Source organism: Streptococcus sp. 596553, assembly GCF_900411395.1.
Classification (GTDB): domain Bacteria; phylum Bacillota; class Bacilli; order Lactobacillales; family Streptococcaceae; genus Streptococcus; species Streptococcus mitis_BA.
This window is the reverse complement of record NZ_OXCQ01000005.1, coordinates 76,022-90,577: the sequence shown is the minus strand read 5'-3', so window position 1 is coordinate 90,577 and position 14,556 is coordinate 76,022. Positions and strand designations below refer to the sequence as shown.

Sequence of the window (14,556 nt, the reverse complement as noted above, 5' to 3'; positions counted from 1 at the left end):
TGATTAAATAGAGGCTTCCTCCATCTTCTCACGTCCTAGTTCCCGGTAACTACGGTCGCCGACAACTTCTACGCTAAACTGACCGTCCTCATATTCAAGAATCGTCACGCTACCATTATCGAGACCATGTGGATGCATACCATTGATCAGATAAACAATGGTTCCAATGGTCATTCCATGGCTGACAACGAGAGCATTGCCCCCACCTTGCTCTTCCATTTCTTTGGCAATCGCTTCAAAGCCTTCTTTGATGCGGCCACTGAGTTTTTCCCAACCTTCAGCCCAACCAGCTGTATCAACCTCTACCAAGCCCTCAGCCAGTTCAGCATAAGACAATTGGTGAACGTGATCCACATTAAAGATACGAGGAATAATGCCCATGAAAAGATCGCCATCGTAAGCTCCGTCAAAGCTACCAAAACACCATTCTCTGATACGCTTGTCCATGCGATAAGGGATTTTTCCCTGCAAGCCAAGTTCATCAAGGATAATTCCCATTGTCTGAATAGTGCGACCAGAATCACTGGAATAAGCGCGCTCAAACTGCAGACCAGATTCTCGCAAACCGATTCCTAACTCTTGAATCCCTCGCTCACCTTCAGCTGTTAAGGGAGTATCGCTCCAACCTTGTGCGCGACCAATCGTGTTAAACATGGTCTTGCCATGACGTACCAAATACAATCGTACTTTTTCCATTTTCCGTCCTCCGTTTGCTTCTATTATATCATGGATGATAAAACAAAAGCCACCTATACAGGCGACTTTTGTAGGAGATTATTATGAAAAAGTTTAGGAGTTCTATTAAATAAAGATATTAGATGAAAATCAAATTCAAACTAAATCAGTGTTATCTGTTTCAAATAATATTAGGAGGTCTTTATTTAATGATTATAGTATACACATCCAACCTTAAATAGAACTTAAAATTTCTCCTATTTTCTTAATTTTTAAAACTATGAATTGGTGCTGGGATTTGTCCTCCGCGAGAGATGAAATCGACAGACGAAGCTCCATTAACTTTCATAACAGGTGCAGTACCTAATAGGCCTCCAAACTCAATCATATCACCTTCTTTTCCTTTTGGAATGATACGAACAGCCGTAGTTTTCATGTTAATGACACCAATTGCCGCTTCATCTGCAATCATAGCCGCAATGGTTTCAGCAGGTGTATCCTCCGGAATGGCAATCATATCCAAACCAACGGAACAGATAGCTGTCATGGCCTCTAGTTTTTCTAAATTAAGAGAGCCATTTTGCACTGCCGCAATCATTCCTTCATCCTCAGAAACAGGGATAAAGGCACCAGACAAACCACCGACTTGGTTGCAGGCCATCACTCCGCCCTTCTTAACTTGGTCATTCAAGAGAGCCAAGGCAGCCGTCGTTCCATGCGTACCAACTGTCTCTAGTCCCATTTCTTCTAGGACACGTGCTACAGAATCTCCAACCGCAGGAGTTGGCGCCAAACTCAAGTCCACAATACCAAACTCCACACCCAATCTCTCACTGGCCATTTGACCAACCAATTGACCGATACGAGTGATTTTAAAGGCAGTCTTCTTAACTGTTTCGGCTACTACATCAAAGCTCTGTCCACGAACTTTTTCCAAGGCACGCTTGACCACACCAGGACCAGAAACACCGACATTGATGATAACATCTGCTTCCCCAACACCATGGAAAGCACCCGCCATAAATGGATTGTCCTCAACAGCATTAGCAAATACAACCAACTTGGCCGCTCCCATATCAGATAAATTAGCCGTTTCCTTGATAACTCGTCCCATATCTGCGACAGCCGTCATATTGATACCAGACTTGGTTGAGCCGATATTGACTGACGAGCAGACCTTGTCCGTTTCAGCCAAAGCACGAGGAATAGAATTGATGAGAATCTCATCTCCCTTTTGGTACCCCTTTTGTACCAAGGCAGAGAAGCCACCGATAAAATCCACACCGATTTCTTTCGCAGCCTTATCAAGCGCTTTTGCCAGAACCACGTAGTCCGTCGCATCTGTCGCTGCCCCTATCAGAGAAATAGGTGTCACCGATACACGCTTATTAACGATAGGAATTCCCAACTCAGCCGCAATTTCATCACCAACAGCTACTAAATTAGCCGCCTTGGTCGTAATTTTTTGATATATTTTCTCCGCAGCACGATTGATATCTGGATCGATACAGTCCAAAAGAGAAATCCCCATGGTAATGGTTCTAATATCGAAGTTTTGCTCCTCAATCATGGCGATGGTTTCAGTAACTTGTCTAATATCCATGATGACCTCCTAGATATTATACATAGCTTCGAAAATCGCTGCACTCTGAATATTGATTTTTACATTCAAAGTTTGCCCAAAAGCTTCAAATTCATTACGAAGATAGGTAAAATCTTGCTTTTCATCACTAGATACAACAGCCATCATCGTAAAATATTCATCCAAGACAGTTTGAGAGATATCGTCAATATTCAATCCTAATTCTGCAATTTTACCAGAAACACCTGCAACAATTCCAGATTTATCTTTACCAACAACAGTTATAATGGCTTTCATAAGTAAACTCCAATTCTTCTTTTAATAGGAAACCTGAACATTAAACAGGATTCTTTTCAAATAGTATAGCATAATTCTAACGAAAATACTCAAAAACGCCTGCTTACGAAGTTGTTCTTAAGAAAAAAACAATTTCGTAAACAAGCGTCTACTATCCCAACTTATGATGAGTGTTCCCGCTAGGACCGAAATCCTAGCGGTAGACCAGAGCTAGACTAAGAGCACAAGACTCCATCATCATAACACTCAACAAAATTGATGATTTTATACTAATTCGATGATCGCCATTGGCGCTGCATCACCACGACGTGGTTCAGTTTTAAGGATACGAGTGTATCCACCGTTACGTTCAGCATAACGAGGTGCGATTTCTGAGAACAATTTTTGAAGTGCTGTAGTAGAAGTGTACTTATCAGTTGCTTCATCATAGTTTTCAGATGCGATTTCATTACGTACGAAAGCAGCTGCTTGACGACGTGCATGCAAATCACCACGTTTACCTAGAGTAATCATTTTTTCAACAGTTTTACGGATTTCTTTAGCACGAGCTTCAGTTGTCACGATTGATTCGTTGATCAAAAGGTCAGTTGTCAAATCGCGAAGCATTGCTTTACGTTGTGAGCTAGTGCGTCCTAGTTTACGGTAAGCCATGTATTCCTCCTTTATTTATCTTTTAATCCAAGACCCAAATCAATGAGTTTGAGTTTCACTTCTTCCAAACTCTTGCGTCCAAGATTTCGTACTTTCATCATCTCTGCTTCAGATTTTTCTGTCAAATCATGCACAGTATTGATACCGGCACGTTTCAAACAGTTGTATGAACGCACAGACAAGTCCAGTTCCTCAATCGTACGATCCAAAATACGATCGTCAGATTCAGTGTCAGCTTCTTTCATCACTTCAGTTGACTTAGCAATCTCAGTAAGATTTGTAAACAAATCAAGATGTTCTGTCAAAATACGTGCTGAAAGCCCTAAAGCATCTTCTGGAATAATTGTTCCATTTGTCAAGATTTCAAGGGTTAATTTGTCAAATCCATCATTGCTACCTACACGAGCAGGTTCCACTTGATAGTTGACTTTTGTAACTGGTGTATAAATAGAATCTACAGCAAGTGTTCCAACTGGTGCATTATCCTTTTTATTTTCATCAGCAGGTACATATCCACGACCACTGTTAACAGTCATAGTCGCTTTTAGGGAAGAACCTTCACCGATTGTAAAGAGATAATGATCTGGATTTACAATTTCAATATCGCTATCTGTCAAAATGTCACCAGCTGTTACTTCAGCAGGACCTTCAACATCCAGTTCGATGATTTTTTCGTCTTCAACGTACGATTTCACTGCAATTCCTTTAATGTTCAGAATGATTTGCATCACGTCTTCACGAACACCTGGAACTGTGTCAAACTCATGTAACACACCATCAATGTTGATAGATGTCACAGCTGCTCCTGGTAGAGAAGCTAGAAGTACACGACGAAGAGAGTTACCAAGAGTTGTACCGTAGCCACGTTCAAGTGGTTCGATTACAAACTTGCCATAATCTTTATTTTCATCAATTTTTGTTATATTTGGTTTTTCAAACTCGATCATTTAGTTACTCCCTCTTAAACGAAAAGCAGTGTAATGCGATGATTATACACGGCGACGTTTTGGAGGACGAGCACCATTGTGTGGCACTGGAGTCACATCACGAATTGCTGTTACTTCAAGACCAGCGGCAGCAAGCGCACGAATAGCTGACTCACGACCAGAACCTGGACCTTTTACAGTAACTTCAACTGATTTAAGACCGTGTTCTTGTGCAGATTTAGCAGCAGCTTCAGAAGCCATTTGGGCAGCGAATGGTGTAGATTTACGAGAACCTTTGAAACCAAGAGCACCAGCTGATGACCAAGCAATTGCATTACCATGCACATCAGTAATCATAACAATAGTGTTATTAAATGTAGCGTGAATATGAGCAATACCAGATTCGATATTCTTTTTCACACGACGTTTACGTGTTGGTTTAGCCAAGACTTTTACCTCCTATATTATTTTTTCTTACCAGCAATCGCAACAGCTTTACCTTTACGAGTGCGAGCGTTGTTTTTAGTGTTTTGTCCACGGACAGGAAGTCCACGACGGTGACGGATACCACGGTATGAACCGATTTCCATCAAACGTTTGATGTTCAAGTTTACTTCACGACGAAGGTCACCTTCAACTTTGATTGCATCCACTTCACGACGGATAGCATCTTCTTGATCTGATGTAAGATCACGTACACGAACATCTTCTGAGATTCCAGCAGCAGCCAAAATTTTCTTAGATGTTGCAAGTCCGATACCATAAACATAAGTCAATGAGATTACTACGCGTTTGTCATTTGGAATGTCAACTCCAGCAATACGAGCCATGTTTTCTCCTTTCTATCTTATCCTTGACGTTGTTTGTGTTTTGGATTTGCTGGGCAAATTACCATAACACGACCATTACGACGAATAACTTTACAGTATTCGCAAATTGGTTTGACCGATGGTCTTACTTTCATTTCTTATCCCTCCAAGTTTTTCGATTATTTAAAGCGGTAAGTGATACGTCCACGTGTCAAGTCATATGGACTCATTTCGACAGTAACACGATCTCCCGCTAAAATACGAATATAGTTTTTACGAATTTTACCAGAAACTGTTGCTAAAATCTGATGTCCATTTTCAAGTTCAACCGTAAACATTGCATTCGGCATTGTATCAACTACTTTGCCTTCAACTTCAATCACATCGTCTTTTGCCACGCAAAAGCACCTCCATAAATTTCGATTCGATGCCTCTAGACACAGAGACAACAATTATAAGTCAGACTATCTCAGTATAACATTTGTAGCTGATTTTTGCAAGTGTGAAAAACGCTTTATTTCAAATTTGTCAATACTTTTTCAATATCTGAGAAGACATCATTGATATCTTGATTACCTTCGATGTCATGAACCAAACCTTTGGCACGGTAGTGAGCAATGATTGGTTCTCCTTGAGCAATATTCACATCCAAACGACGTTTTACTGTCTCAGGCTTATCATCTTCACGTTGGTAGTAATCTTCTTCTTTATAGTCAACTGGTGGGTTAAAGACCTTGTGGAAAGTTTCTCTAGTTACGCGGTGGATGATACGGCCACTCAAACGTTCCAAGAGGCTGTCAGGGTTCACTTCAATATTGATAACACCTTCTAGTTCAATGCCAAGTTCAGCCAATGTTTTGTCCAAGGCATGAGCTTGTTCGATTGTACGTGGGTAACCATCCAATAAGAATCCTGTTTCTTTAATATCATCTTGTGAAAGACGTTCTTTTACGATTCCATTTGTAACTTCATCAGGAACCAATTCACCCTTGTCAATGTATGACTTAGCAAGAACACCCATTTCAGTTTGATTTGCTATTGCAGCGCGGAACATATCACCTGTTGAGATATGTGCAACATGGAATTGTTCTACGATTTTTGCTGCTTGAGTTCCCTTACCTGCACCAGGTAAGCCCATAATCAAAAGATTCATGATCTGATCTCCTTATTTTATTTTTAAATAGAAGCAAAAAGTCTTTTCACCCCTATTTAAAAACAAAATAGAAGAGGGGAGACCAAACTCTCACTAATGTTAGAGTTAAACCTCCACTCCCTCAGCATTTACTGCTTCATACTCAATGAAAATCAAAGAGCAAACTAGGAAGCTAGCCGCAGGTTGCTCAAAGCACTGCTTTGAGGTTGCAGATAAAGCTGACGTGGTTTGAAGAGATTTTCGAAGAGTATCAGTAAATACTTTTATTCTGTTCTATCCATGAAACCAACATACTTACGTTTCAATAGGTAACCTTCCAATTGCTTGATTCCTTCGATACCTGTAGAGATAATGATCAAGAGACTTGTTCCCCCAAAGGCAACAACATCAGAAAGACCAAATACATCTTTAGCTGCAATCGGCAAAATGGAAATCACACCAAGGAAGAGGGAACCAACCGTTGCAAGACGACGAAGAAGTTTAGACATATATTCTTCTGTACCTTTACCAGGACGAACTCCATGGATATAGGCACCGCTCTTTTGTAGGTTCTCTGCCGCTTTTTCAGGATTAATCTGTACAAACGTATAGAAGAATGTAAAGAGAATAATCAACAAAGCATACATGGCAATACCAGTTGGAGAAGTGGTTGCCAACATCTCTTGTGCTACCCTTACCCAAGCCCAATCATGACCTGTAGCGCTCAAAAACTGAAGAATAGCCGCAGGCGCTGCAGTAATCGAACTTGCAAAGATAACAGGGATAACTCCAGCAGGGTTTACCTTCAATGGAAGGTAAGAGCTAGATGGAGCACCTTGTGCAACCTTAGTATATTGGATTGGAATTTTGTATTCTGCTTGTTGAACATAAGTTGTAAAGTAAATGATCAACAATACAGTAATAATCAAAATGATTACGAAAATGATAGATGAAGTGATACGGCTACTTGGGACGTTCACAAAGTAGTCTACATAGATGCCCTGAATCATCTCTGGAATTGAGGCAACAATCCCGGCAAAGATAATCATGGAAACACCGTTTCCGTATCCCTTATCTGTAATTTGCTCTCCCAACCACGTGACAATCATACTACCAGCTGTTAAGATGATACCAATCGTCAGAAAAACTTGTGGAGTTAAAGCAGTTTTAATCAATTGAGCTCCAGCCAAGGTATTAAAACCAGCTGTAATCCCGATAGATTGCACAAAAGCGAGAACTAGTGCAATATAACGAGTAGCTTGGTTCAATTTTCTTCGACCTACTTCCCCTTGTTTTCCCCACTCTACAAACTTGGGTAAAATATCCATTTGCAAGAGTTGGACAACGATAGAAGCGGTGATATAGGGACTAACTCCTAGGGCAAAAATCGAAAAGTTTTTTAGGGCATTCCCCGACACCAAGCTCAACATGTTTAAGAAGGATAATCCACTTAAAGCATTCAAGCTATTGGCATTCACACCAGGAACTGTAATGCTAGTCCCGATACGAAAGACCAAAACGATAAAAATTGTAAATAAAATTTTTGATCGAACCTGCTTGACTTTAAGAGCTTCTCTTAATAATTTAAAAAACATAGGTCACCTCTCTTAGATGACTTCTACTGAACCACCTTTAGCAGTGATAGCTTCTTCAGCTGATTTAGAGAATTTAGCTGCTTTCACAGTCAATTTCTTAGTCAACTCACCGTTACCAAGAATTTTAATACCTGATTTTTCAGCTTTAACAATTCCTGCTTCGATAAGAACAACTGGAGTTACTTCAGCACCATCTTCAAAGACGTTCAATTGGTCAAGGTTCACAATTGCGTATTCTTTAGCGTTGATGTTAGTGAATCCACGTTTTGGAAGACGACGGAACAATGGAGTTTGTCCACCTTCAAAACCAAGGCGAACTCCGCCACCGCTACGAGCTTTTTGACCTTTTTGACCACGACCAGATGTTTTACCGTTACCTGATGAAGTACCACGACCAACGCGGTTACGTACTTTACGAGAACCTTCTGCAGGTTTCAATTCATGAAGTTTCATTTTTATTTTCTCCTATTTTGTAAAATGCTAGCGCCGATAAGGGAGAAAAGGTTGTCTCCCCCATCAACTCGCCTATACGACGTCATCATAGATGACTATATCTAGTTTTAGGGGATGGTATAGTGCACATCCCCTAAAAATTCATTAGTTTACTTCTTCAACTGTTACCAAGTGAGATACTGCTGTGATCATACCACGGATAGCAGCGTTATCTTCTTTAATAACAGAGCTGTTCAATTTGCCAAGTCCAAGTGCTACAACAGTTTTACGTTGTGATGGAATGCGTCCGATTGGAGACTTAGTCAAAGTAATTTTAATTTGAGCCATTTTATCCCCTTTCTTATGCCAAATCAGAAACTGAAATACCACGAAGGGCAGCAACTTCTTCAGCGCGTTTCAATTGTTTCAAACCTTCAACAGTTGCACGAACAATGTTGATTGGAGTGTTAGAACCAAGTGATTTAGATGTAATATCTGCCACACCTGCCAATTCCACAACGGCACGAACTGCACCACCAGCGGCAACTCCAGAACCTTCTACAGCAGGTTTCAACAATACTTTAGCTCCACCGAATTCTGAAAGAACTTCGTGTGGGATTGTTGTTCCAACCATAGGAACTTCGATCAAGTTTTTCTTAGCATCATCTACTGCTTTACGGATTGCTTCTGGAACTTCTTGAGCTTTACCAGTACCAAATCCTACGCGACCGTTGTGGTCACCAACAACAACAAGAGCTGCGAAACGAAGACGACGTCCACCTTTAACAACTTTTGTAACACGGTTAACAGCAACTACGCGTTCTTCTAATTCAACTGCATTGTCTTTAAATGCCATTTTCTAGTGTCCTCCTATTAGAATTTCAATCCGTTTTCACGAGCTGCATCAGCCAAAGCTTTCACACGTCCGTGATATAGATATCCACCGCGGTCGAACACCACTTCTGAAATACCTTTAGCGTTTGCACGTTCTGCAACGAGTTTACCGACAGCAACGGCTTGTTCAGTTTTAGTTCCTTTTGAAACTTCTTTGTCAAGAGTTGAAGCACTTGCGAGCGTTACACCCGCTACGTCATCAATCACTTGAGCGTAGATGCCTGTATTAGAACGGAATACGTTCAAACGTGGGCGATCAGCAGTTCCAGAGAGTTTTCCGCGAACGCGACGGTGGCGTTTTTGGCGGAGTTTGTTTTTATCTGGTTTTGAAATCACAGTTTTCACCTCTTTAGTTTTAAATCGTGTGCTATGCACAAAGTTGGAAAATAGGTTGGTGGTTGAGAATCAACCACTCAACATTATTTACCTGTTTTACCTTCTTTACGGCGAACGAATTCACCAACGTAACGGATACCTTTACCTTTATATGGTTCTGGTGAACGAAGGCTACGTACGTAAGCAGCTGTTTGACCAACTACTTCTTTTGAAATTCCGCTAACAACGATTGTTGTTGGGTTTGGAAGTTCAAAAGTAATTCCTTCTGGAGCTTCAACTTCGTCTGGATGAGATTTACCAACAGCCAAAACAAGTTTAGATCCTTGAAGTTGTGCACGGTAACCAACCCCGCGCATTTCAAGTTCTTTCTTGAATCCTTCTGATACACCAACAACCATGTTGTTCAAAAGGGCACGAGTAGTTCCGTGGATAGTTTTCATTTCTTTTGAATCGTTTGGACGGTGAAGAGTTACTTCAGTACCTTCCACACGGATTTCAATATCTTTTGAGAACTCACGAGTAAGTTCTCCTTTAGGTCCTTTTACAGTTACAAGGTTGTCATTGTTAGTGATTTCTACACCAGCAGGCAACACGATAACTTTATTACCAATACGTGACATGTTTATTTTCTCCTGTTAAATTGTCAGGCCAGAACGGCCAGTTTTCACGGGGTTCAGATACTTATTTAGTCCAAGAGCTGAACTGAACACGCTCTAAGAACTGTGCAAAATAGATAAGTTGGCTTGTTTGTAAACAAACTTCTCCAACTTTCTAATTTTGCTTTGTTCTTTACGAGCTTTGTATCTTGATTTTACCAAACGTAAGCGATAACTTCCCCACCAACATTCTTTTGGCGTGCTTCTTTATCAGTAAGCAAACCTTCAGAAGTTGAAAGGATAGCAATTCCAAGTCCGTTAAGAACTTTTGGAAGGTCTTCACGTTTTTTGTAGACACGAAGTCCTGGTTTAGAAACACGTTTCAAGTTAGTGATAACTTTTTCACCGTTTGGTCCGTATTTAAGGAACACACGGATGATGCCTTGTTTGTCATCTTCGATGATTTCAACGTTTTTTACAAAACCTTCGCGTTTAAGGATTTCAGCAATCCCTTTTTTGATGTTTGATGCAGGTACTTCAAGTACTTCGTGTTTCGCTTGGTTAGCATTACGAATACGAGTTAGGAAGTCTGCGATTGGGTCAGTCATAACCATTTTGTTTTTCTCCTCTTACTAGTAGTTTGCAAGTTGCACTTGCTAGTTAATGATTGAGCTAGGCTCAGAATATGTTTCTAGGTTTCAATTCCTAAGTGAGTCTAGGCATCTGCTTGCAGGCATAACTTGAGTTAGGCAAAAGCAGATAACGACGAATCACGACGGGATTGAAAGCTAGAATTACCAAGATGCTTTTGTTACACCAGGAATTTGTCCTTTGTAAGCTAATTCACGGAAGCAAACACGGCAAAGTTTAAACTTGCGGTAAACTGAGTGTGGACGTCCACAACGTTCACAGCGAGTGTATGCTTGAGTAGAGAACTTCGCTGGGCGTTTGTTCTTAGCAATCATAGATTTTTTAGCCATTAGTTATACCTCCTATATTATTTTGCAAAAGGCATTCCAAGGCCTGTAAGCAATGCACGTGACTCTTCGTCAGTGTTAGCAGTTGTTACGATAACGATGTCAAGACCACGAGTTTTGTCAACGTCATCGAAGTTGATTTCTGGGAAGATCAATTGTTCTTTCACACCAAGTGTGTAGTTTCCGCGTCCGTCAAATGATTTTGTTGGAACACCGTGGAAGTCACGTACACGTGGAAGTGAAACTGAAACCAATTTATCCAAGAATTCGTACATACGTTCACCACGAAGGGTAACTTTTGCACCGATCGCAACACCTTCACGAAGACGGAAGCCGGCGATTGATTTTTTAGCTTTAGTGATAAGTGGTTTTTGACCTGAGATAAGTGCCAATTCTTCAGCAGCTTTTTCAAGGCTTTTAGCGTTTGATACAGCTTCACCAACACCCATGTTCAAAACGATCTTATCTACTTTAGGCACAGCCATCACTGATGAGTAGTTGAATTGTTCTGTCAAAGCAGGAACTACTTCATTAAGATATTTTTCTTTTAAACGATTTGCCATTATACTTCTCCTTTCCTTCGTGATTAATCAAGCACTTCGCCTGATTTTTTGTTGTAGCGAACTTTTTTACCGTCTACAAATTTGTAACCAACACGACCAGCTACACCATTTTTGTCCAAAACTTGAACGTTTGATACGTGGATAGCTGCTTCTTTCTCGATGATACCACCTTGAGGAAGCTCGTTAGTTGGACGTTGGTGTTTCTTAACGATGTTAACACCTTCAACGATAACTTTGTTTACTTTTGGAAGGGCAGTAAGGACAACAGCTTCTGTTCCCTTATCTTTACCAGCGATTACGCGAACTTTGTCGCCTTTTTTTACAAACATTAGGTTTCTCCTTGATTTTTCTTACGCCCATAAGGGCACCCTGGAGGTAAATCCAGGGGACTAGTTTGTTTCTAAAAATTAAAGTACTTCTGGAGCAAGTGACACGATCTTCATGAAGCCACCTTCACGCAATTCACGTGCAACTGGGCCAAAGATACGTGTTCCGCGAGGAGTTTTGTCTTCACGGATGATAACTGCTGCGTTTTCGTCAAATTTGATGTATGAACCATCAGCACGACGAGCACCTGATTTAGTACGAACGATAACTGCTTTAACAACGTCACCTTTTTTAACCGCACCACCAGGAGTAGCTTGTTTTACAGATGCCACGATAACATCACCGATGTTTGCAAATTTACGTCCTGAACCACCAAGAACTTTGATAGTCAAGATTTCGCGAGCACCGCTGTTGTCTGCGACTTTCAAACGAGTTTCTGTTTGAATCATTTCAGTTTTCTCCTTTCAGGTTTGATTAGATGATGACCGCTTCTTCAACAACTTCTACAAGACGGAAACGTTTTGTAGCTGAAAGCGGGCGAGTTTCCATGATACGTACGATATCGCCTTCTTTGGCAACATTGTTTTCATCATGAGCTTTGTATTTTTTAGAGTAGTTAATACGTTTACCATAGACTGGGTGGTTACGTTTTGTTTCAACTACAACTGTGATTGTCTTGTCCATTTTGTCAGATACAACACGTCCAACAAGAACTTTACGATTATTGCGTTCCATTGAAATTTCTCCTTCCCTAGTCTATTATTTCGCTTCAGATTGAACTGTTTTGATACGAGCGATTTGTTTTTTAACTTCTTTCAAGCGAGCTGTTTGTTCCAATTGACCAGTAGCAGCTTGGAAACGAAGTTCAAACAATTCTTTTTTCAATTCGTTTTCGCGCTTCGCGAGTTCTTCTTGAGAAAGACCACGAAGTTCTTTAACAAATTCTTTTACTTCATTAAGTTTCATGCCTTCTCCTTATTCTGCTTCACGTTTTACGAATTTACATTTAACTGGCAATTTGTGGCTAGCAAGACGAAGCGCTTCGCGAGCGATCTCTTCAGATACACCAGCGATTTCGAACATCACTTTACCACGTTTAACTGGTGCTACCCAACCTTCAGGTGCCCCTTTACCAGATCCCATACGCACACCGATAGCTTTAGCAGTGTATGATTTGTGTGGGAAGATTTTAATCCAAACTTTACCACCACGTTTCATGTAACGAGTCATGGCGATACGAGCAGCTTCGATTTGGCGGTTAGTGATCCAGTGGCTAGTTGTAGCTTGAAGACCGTATTCACCGAATGCTACTTCTTTTCCACCTTTTGCTTCACCGCGCATTTTTCCACGGAATTCACGACGGTGTTTAACACGTTTAGGTACTAACATTGGTTATTTACCTCCTTTAGTGTTTTTGCGAGCTGGAAGAACTTCACCACGGTAGATCCATACTTTAACACCAAGTTTACCGTATGTAGTATCTGCTTCTTCCCAAGCGTAATCGATATCTGCACGAAGTGTGTGAAGCGGAACAGTTCCTTCAGAGTATCCTTCAGCACGGGCGATATCTGCACCGTTCAAACGACCTGATACTTGAGTTTTGATTCCTTTAGCTCCAGCACGCATTGCACGTTGGATTGCTTGTTTTTGTGCACGACGGAAAGCAACACGTTGCTCCAATTGACGAGCAATACCTTCACCTACAAGGTGAGCATCCAAATCAGGTTGTTTGATTTCGATGATGTTGATGTGTACTTGTTTTCCAGTCAATTTGTTAAGTTTTGCACGGAGTGCATCAACGTTAGCACCACCTTTACCGATAACCATACCTGGTTTAGCAGTGTGAAGTGAAACGTTAACTTTGTTTACTGCGCGTTCGATTTCAATAGTTGAAACTGCTGCGTCAGCAAGTTCTTTTTGAACGAATTTACGGATTGCAAGATCTTCATGAAGGTAATCCGCGTATTCTTTTTCAGCATACCATTTGGCATCCCAATCACGGATGATGCCGACACGCATACCAATTGGATGTACTTTTTGACCCACGATTTTACCTCCTTATTTTTCTGCAACAGCCACAGTGATGTGAGCTGTACGTTTGTTGATTGGTGAAGCTGAACCTTTCGCACGTGGACGGAAACGTTTCATAGTTGGTCCTTCGTTTGCGAATGCTTCAGATACTACCAAGTTAGCTTTATCCAAACCAAAGTTGTTTTCAGCGTTAGCTACAGCTGAGTTCAAAACTTTCAAGATGATTTCAGCAGCTTTGTTTGGAGTGAATGTCAAGATTGCGATTGCATCGGCTACGCTTTTACCACGGATGTTATCAAGAACAAGACGTGATTTACGAGGTGAAACACGTACTGTACGAGCCATTGCTTTAGCTGAAGTAATTTCTGCCATTTATGTTCTCCTTATTTTCTACGTGTTTTCTTGTCGTCTGCAGCGTGACCTTTGTAAGTACGAGTTGGTGCAAATTCACCAAGTTTGTGACCTACCATGTCTTCTTGGATGTAAACAGGTACGTGTTTACGTCCGTCATAAACTGCGATAGTGTAACCAATGAAACTTGGGAAGATCGTTGAACGACGTGACCAAGTTTTAATAACTTTTTTCTTTTCGTCGTTAGCTTGAGCTTCAACTTTTTTCATCAAATGCTCATCGACGAAAGGTCCTTTTTTAAGACTGCGTCCCATTTTTATATTTTCTCCTTTAAATGTTGTACCACAGCGGCTTGCGCTCCTATGGAGCGCTACCGAGCTGG

At 40.9% G+C, this 14,556-nt stretch carries 27 protein-coding genes; all 27 read right to left on the bottom strand.

Annotated elements, in window-relative coordinates; genetic code table 11:
* Positions 1–3: 3 nt before the first annotated feature.
* Positions 4–696, bottom strand: coding sequence for a histidine phosphatase family protein (locus DSY56_RS06610; protein WP_112444576.1), 693 nt, complete (start codon positions 694–696; stop codon positions 4–6).
* A gap of 244 nt (positions 697–940) precedes the next feature.
* A complete protein-coding gene (locus tag DSY56_RS06605; protein WP_000354901.1) occupies positions 941–2,278 on the bottom strand; it encodes a PFL family protein in 1,338 nt (445 codons plus the stop codon).
* 9 nt (positions 2,279–2,287) lie between these two features.
* Entirely contained in the window at positions 2,288–2,554 is a 267-nt protein-coding gene (locus DSY56_RS06600; protein WP_000644124.1) for an ACT domain-containing protein, read from the bottom strand.
* Between the two features lie 264 nt (positions 2,555–2,818).
* Positions 2,819–3,205 (bottom strand): 50S ribosomal protein L17, encoded by a 387-nt coding sequence (gene rplQ, locus DSY56_RS06595; RefSeq protein WP_000331493.1) that lies wholly within the window; start codon positions 3,203–3,205, stop codon positions 2,819–2,821.
* An 11-nt stretch (positions 3,206–3,216) separates the two neighbouring features.
* Positions 3,217–4,152 (bottom strand): DNA-directed RNA polymerase subunit alpha, encoded by a 936-nt coding sequence (locus DSY56_RS06590; protein ID WP_000568988.1) that lies wholly within the window; start codon positions 4,150–4,152, stop codon positions 3,217–3,219.
* A gap of 42 nt (positions 4,153–4,194) precedes the next feature.
* Positions 4,195–4,578: a 30S ribosomal protein S11 gene (gene rpsK, locus DSY56_RS06585; RefSeq protein ID WP_001118385.1), complete on the bottom strand. Its 384-nt coding sequence runs from the start codon at positions 4,576–4,578 to the stop codon at positions 4,195–4,197.
* A 17-nt stretch (positions 4,579–4,595) separates the two neighbouring features.
* Entirely contained in the window at positions 4,596–4,961 is a 366-nt protein-coding gene (gene rpsM / locus DSY56_RS06580) for a 30S ribosomal protein S13 (protein WP_000090781.1), read from the bottom strand.
* Between the two features lie 17 nt (positions 4,962–4,978).
* The gene (rpmJ, locus tag DSY56_RS06575) at positions 4,979–5,095 is read right to left on the bottom strand and encodes a 50S ribosomal protein L36 (protein WP_001808836.1); all 117 of its coding nucleotides are present in this window, start codon (positions 5,093–5,095) and stop codon (positions 4,979–4,981) included.
* A 24-nt stretch (positions 5,096–5,119) separates the two neighbouring features.
* Complete coding sequence (gene infA, locus DSY56_RS06570) at positions 5,120–5,338, bottom strand: translation initiation factor IF-1 (protein ID WP_001029883.1); 219 nt, start codon at positions 5,336–5,338, stop codon at positions 5,120–5,122.
* 116 nt (positions 5,339–5,454) lie between these two features.
* Positions 5,455–6,093: an adenylate kinase gene (locus DSY56_RS06565; RefSeq protein WP_112444574.1), complete on the bottom strand. Its 639-nt coding sequence runs from the start codon at positions 6,091–6,093 to the stop codon at positions 5,455–5,457.
* A gap of 263 nt (positions 6,094–6,356) precedes the next feature.
* On the bottom strand, positions 6,357–7,667 hold the full coding sequence (gene secY, locus DSY56_RS06555; protein WP_049511466.1) for a preprotein translocase subunit SecY: 1,311 nt from the start codon (positions 7,665–7,667) through the stop codon (positions 6,357–6,359).
* A gap of 12 nt (positions 7,668–7,679) precedes the next feature.
* Entirely contained in the window at positions 7,680–8,120 is a 441-nt protein-coding gene (rplO, locus tag DSY56_RS06550; protein WP_000766087.1) for a 50S ribosomal protein L15, read from the bottom strand.
* A 144-nt stretch (positions 8,121–8,264) separates the two neighbouring features.
* On the bottom strand, positions 8,265–8,447 hold the full coding sequence (gene rpmD / locus DSY56_RS06545) for a 50S ribosomal protein L30 (protein ID WP_000057241.1): 183 nt from the start codon (positions 8,445–8,447) through the stop codon (positions 8,265–8,267).
* Positions 8,448–8,460: 13 nt separating this feature from the next.
* Positions 8,461–8,955 (bottom strand): 30S ribosomal protein S5, encoded by a 495-nt coding sequence (gene rpsE / locus DSY56_RS06540; RefSeq protein WP_000874202.1) that lies wholly within the window; start codon positions 8,953–8,955, stop codon positions 8,461–8,463.
* A 17-nt stretch (positions 8,956–8,972) separates the two neighbouring features.
* Positions 8,973–9,329 (bottom strand): 50S ribosomal protein L18, encoded by a 357-nt coding sequence (gene rplR / locus DSY56_RS06535; RefSeq protein ID WP_000624044.1) that lies wholly within the window; start codon positions 9,327–9,329, stop codon positions 8,973–8,975.
* An 83-nt stretch (positions 9,330–9,412) separates the two neighbouring features.
* Positions 9,413–9,949 (bottom strand): 50S ribosomal protein L6, encoded by a 537-nt coding sequence (gene rplF, locus DSY56_RS06530; protein ID WP_000086622.1) that lies wholly within the window; start codon positions 9,947–9,949, stop codon positions 9,413–9,415.
* Positions 9,950–10,140: 191 nt separating this feature from the next.
* Entirely contained in the window at positions 10,141–10,539 is a 399-nt protein-coding gene (gene rpsH / locus DSY56_RS06525; protein ID WP_000245504.1) for a 30S ribosomal protein S8, read from the bottom strand.
* A 180-nt stretch (positions 10,540–10,719) separates the two neighbouring features.
* Positions 10,720–10,905: a type Z 30S ribosomal protein S14 gene (locus DSY56_RS06520; RefSeq protein ID WP_001085699.1), complete on the bottom strand. Its 186-nt coding sequence runs from the start codon at positions 10,903–10,905 to the stop codon at positions 10,720–10,722.
* Between the two features lie 17 nt (positions 10,906–10,922).
* Complete coding sequence (gene rplE / locus DSY56_RS06515) at positions 10,923–11,465, bottom strand: 50S ribosomal protein L5 (RefSeq protein ID WP_000013542.1); 543 nt, start codon at positions 11,463–11,465, stop codon at positions 10,923–10,925.
* A gap of 23 nt (positions 11,466–11,488) precedes the next feature.
* Positions 11,489–11,794 carry a 50S ribosomal protein L24 gene (gene rplX, locus DSY56_RS06510; RefSeq protein WP_000497691.1) on the bottom strand — a complete coding sequence of 102 codons (306 nt, stop codon included), beginning with the start codon at positions 11,792–11,794 and terminating at the stop codon, positions 11,489–11,491.
* 78 nt (positions 11,795–11,872) lie between these two features.
* Positions 11,873–12,241 carry a 50S ribosomal protein L14 gene (gene rplN, locus DSY56_RS06505; protein ID WP_000616545.1) on the bottom strand — a complete coding sequence of 123 codons (369 nt, stop codon included), beginning with the start codon at positions 12,239–12,241 and terminating at the stop codon, positions 11,873–11,875.
* Positions 12,242–12,266: 25 nt separating this feature from the next.
* Positions 12,267–12,527, bottom strand: a complete 261-nt coding sequence (gene rpsQ / locus DSY56_RS06500) for a 30S ribosomal protein S17 (RefSeq protein WP_000440801.1) — start codon at positions 12,525–12,527, stop codon at positions 12,267–12,269.
* A 24-nt stretch (positions 12,528–12,551) separates the two neighbouring features.
* The gene (gene rpmC, locus DSY56_RS06495; RefSeq protein WP_000772918.1) at positions 12,552–12,758 is read right to left on the bottom strand and encodes a 50S ribosomal protein L29; all 207 of its coding nucleotides are present in this window, start codon (positions 12,756–12,758) and stop codon (positions 12,552–12,554) included.
* Positions 12,759–12,767: 9 nt separating this feature from the next.
* Positions 12,768–13,181 carry a 50S ribosomal protein L16 gene (gene rplP, locus DSY56_RS06490; RefSeq protein WP_000960946.1) on the bottom strand — a complete coding sequence of 138 codons (414 nt, stop codon included), beginning with the start codon at positions 13,179–13,181 and terminating at the stop codon, positions 12,768–12,770.
* A gap of 3 nt (positions 13,182–13,184) precedes the next feature.
* Complete coding sequence (gene rpsC, locus DSY56_RS06485) at positions 13,185–13,838, bottom strand: 30S ribosomal protein S3 (protein ID WP_000529936.1); 654 nt, start codon at positions 13,836–13,838, stop codon at positions 13,185–13,187.
* 12 nt (positions 13,839–13,850) lie between these two features.
* Positions 13,851–14,195: a 50S ribosomal protein L22 gene (rplV, locus tag DSY56_RS06480; protein ID WP_000818137.1), complete on the bottom strand. Its 345-nt coding sequence runs from the start codon at positions 14,193–14,195 to the stop codon at positions 13,851–13,853.
* 11 nt (positions 14,196–14,206) lie between these two features.
* Positions 14,207–14,488, bottom strand: a complete 282-nt coding sequence (gene rpsS / locus DSY56_RS06475; protein ID WP_000533766.1) for a 30S ribosomal protein S19 — start codon at positions 14,486–14,488, stop codon at positions 14,207–14,209.
* Positions 14,489–14,556 lie beyond the last annotated feature (68 nt).

Excerpts from the sequence above, each read along its gene's own strand:
- DSY56_RS06610 (WP_112444576.1), bottom strand. The coding sequence starts at position 696 with ATGGAAAAAGTACGATTGTATTTGGTACGTCATGGCAAGACCATGTTT.
- DSY56_RS06605 (WP_000354901.1), bottom strand. The coding sequence starts at position 2,278 with ATGGATATTAGACAAGTTACTGAAACCATCGCCATGATTGAGGAGCAA.
- DSY56_RS06600 (WP_000644124.1), bottom strand. The coding sequence starts at position 2,554 with ATGAAAGCCATTATAACTGTTGTTGGTAAAGATAAATCTGGAATTGTT.
- rplQ (WP_000331493.1), bottom strand. The coding sequence starts at position 3,205 with ATGGCTTACCGTAAACTAGGACGCACTAGCTCACAACGTAAAGCAATG.
- DSY56_RS06590 (WP_000568988.1), bottom strand. The coding sequence starts at position 4,152 with ATGATCGAGTTTGAAAAACCAAATATAACAAAAATTGATGAAAATAAA.
- rpsM (WP_000090781.1), bottom strand. The coding sequence starts at position 4,961 with ATGGCTCGTATTGCTGGAGTTGACATTCCAAATGACAAACGCGTAGTA.
- rpmJ (WP_001808836.1), bottom strand. The coding sequence starts at position 5,095 with ATGAAAGTAAGACCATCGGTCAAACCAATTTGCGAATACTGTAAAGTT.
- DSY56_RS06565 (WP_112444574.1), bottom strand. The coding sequence starts at position 6,093 with ATGAATCTTTTGATTATGGGCTTACCTGGTGCAGGTAAGGGAACTCAA.
- secY (WP_049511466.1), bottom strand. The coding sequence starts at position 7,667 with ATGTTTTTTAAATTATTAAGAGAAGCTCTTAAAGTCAAGCAGGTTCGA.
- rplO (WP_000766087.1), bottom strand. The coding sequence starts at position 8,120 with ATGAAACTTCATGAATTGAAACCTGCAGAAGGTTCTCGTAAAGTACGT.
- rpmD (WP_000057241.1), bottom strand. The coding sequence starts at position 8,447 with ATGGCTCAAATTAAAATTACTTTGACTAAGTCTCCAATCGGACGCATT.
- rpsE (WP_000874202.1), bottom strand. The coding sequence starts at position 8,955 with ATGGCATTTAAAGACAATGCAGTTGAATTAGAAGAACGCGTAGTTGCT.
- rplF (WP_000086622.1), bottom strand. The coding sequence starts at position 9,949 with ATGTCACGTATTGGTAATAAAGTTATCGTGTTGCCTGCTGGTGTAGAA.
- rpsH (WP_000245504.1), bottom strand. The coding sequence starts at position 10,539 with ATGGTTATGACTGACCCAATCGCAGACTTCCTAACTCGTATTCGTAAT.
- DSY56_RS06520 (WP_001085699.1), bottom strand. The coding sequence starts at position 10,905 with ATGGCTAAAAAATCTATGATTGCTAAGAACAAACGCCCAGCGAAGTTC.
- rplE (WP_000013542.1), bottom strand. The coding sequence starts at position 11,465 with ATGGCAAATCGTTTAAAAGAAAAATATCTTAATGAAGTAGTTCCTGCT.
- rplX (WP_000497691.1), bottom strand. The coding sequence starts at position 11,794 with ATGTTTGTAAAAAAAGGCGACAAAGTTCGCGTAATCGCTGGTAAAGAT.
- rplN (WP_000616545.1), bottom strand. The coding sequence starts at position 12,241 with ATGATTCAAACAGAAACTCGTTTGAAAGTCGCAGACAACAGCGGTGCT.
- rpsQ (WP_000440801.1), bottom strand. The coding sequence starts at position 12,527 with ATGGAACGCAATAATCGTAAAGTTCTTGTTGGACGTGTTGTATCTGAC.
- rpmC (WP_000772918.1), bottom strand. The coding sequence starts at position 12,758 with ATGAAACTTAATGAAGTAAAAGAATTTGTTAAAGAACTTCGTGGTCTT.
- rplP (WP_000960946.1), bottom strand. The coding sequence starts at position 13,181 with ATGTTAGTACCTAAACGTGTTAAACACCGTCGTGAATTCCGTGGAAAA.
- rplV (WP_000818137.1), bottom strand. The coding sequence starts at position 14,195 with ATGGCAGAAATTACTTCAGCTAAAGCAATGGCTCGTACAGTACGTGTT.
- rpsS (WP_000533766.1), bottom strand. The coding sequence starts at position 14,488 with ATGGGACGCAGTCTTAAAAAAGGACCTTTCGTCGATGAGCATTTGATG.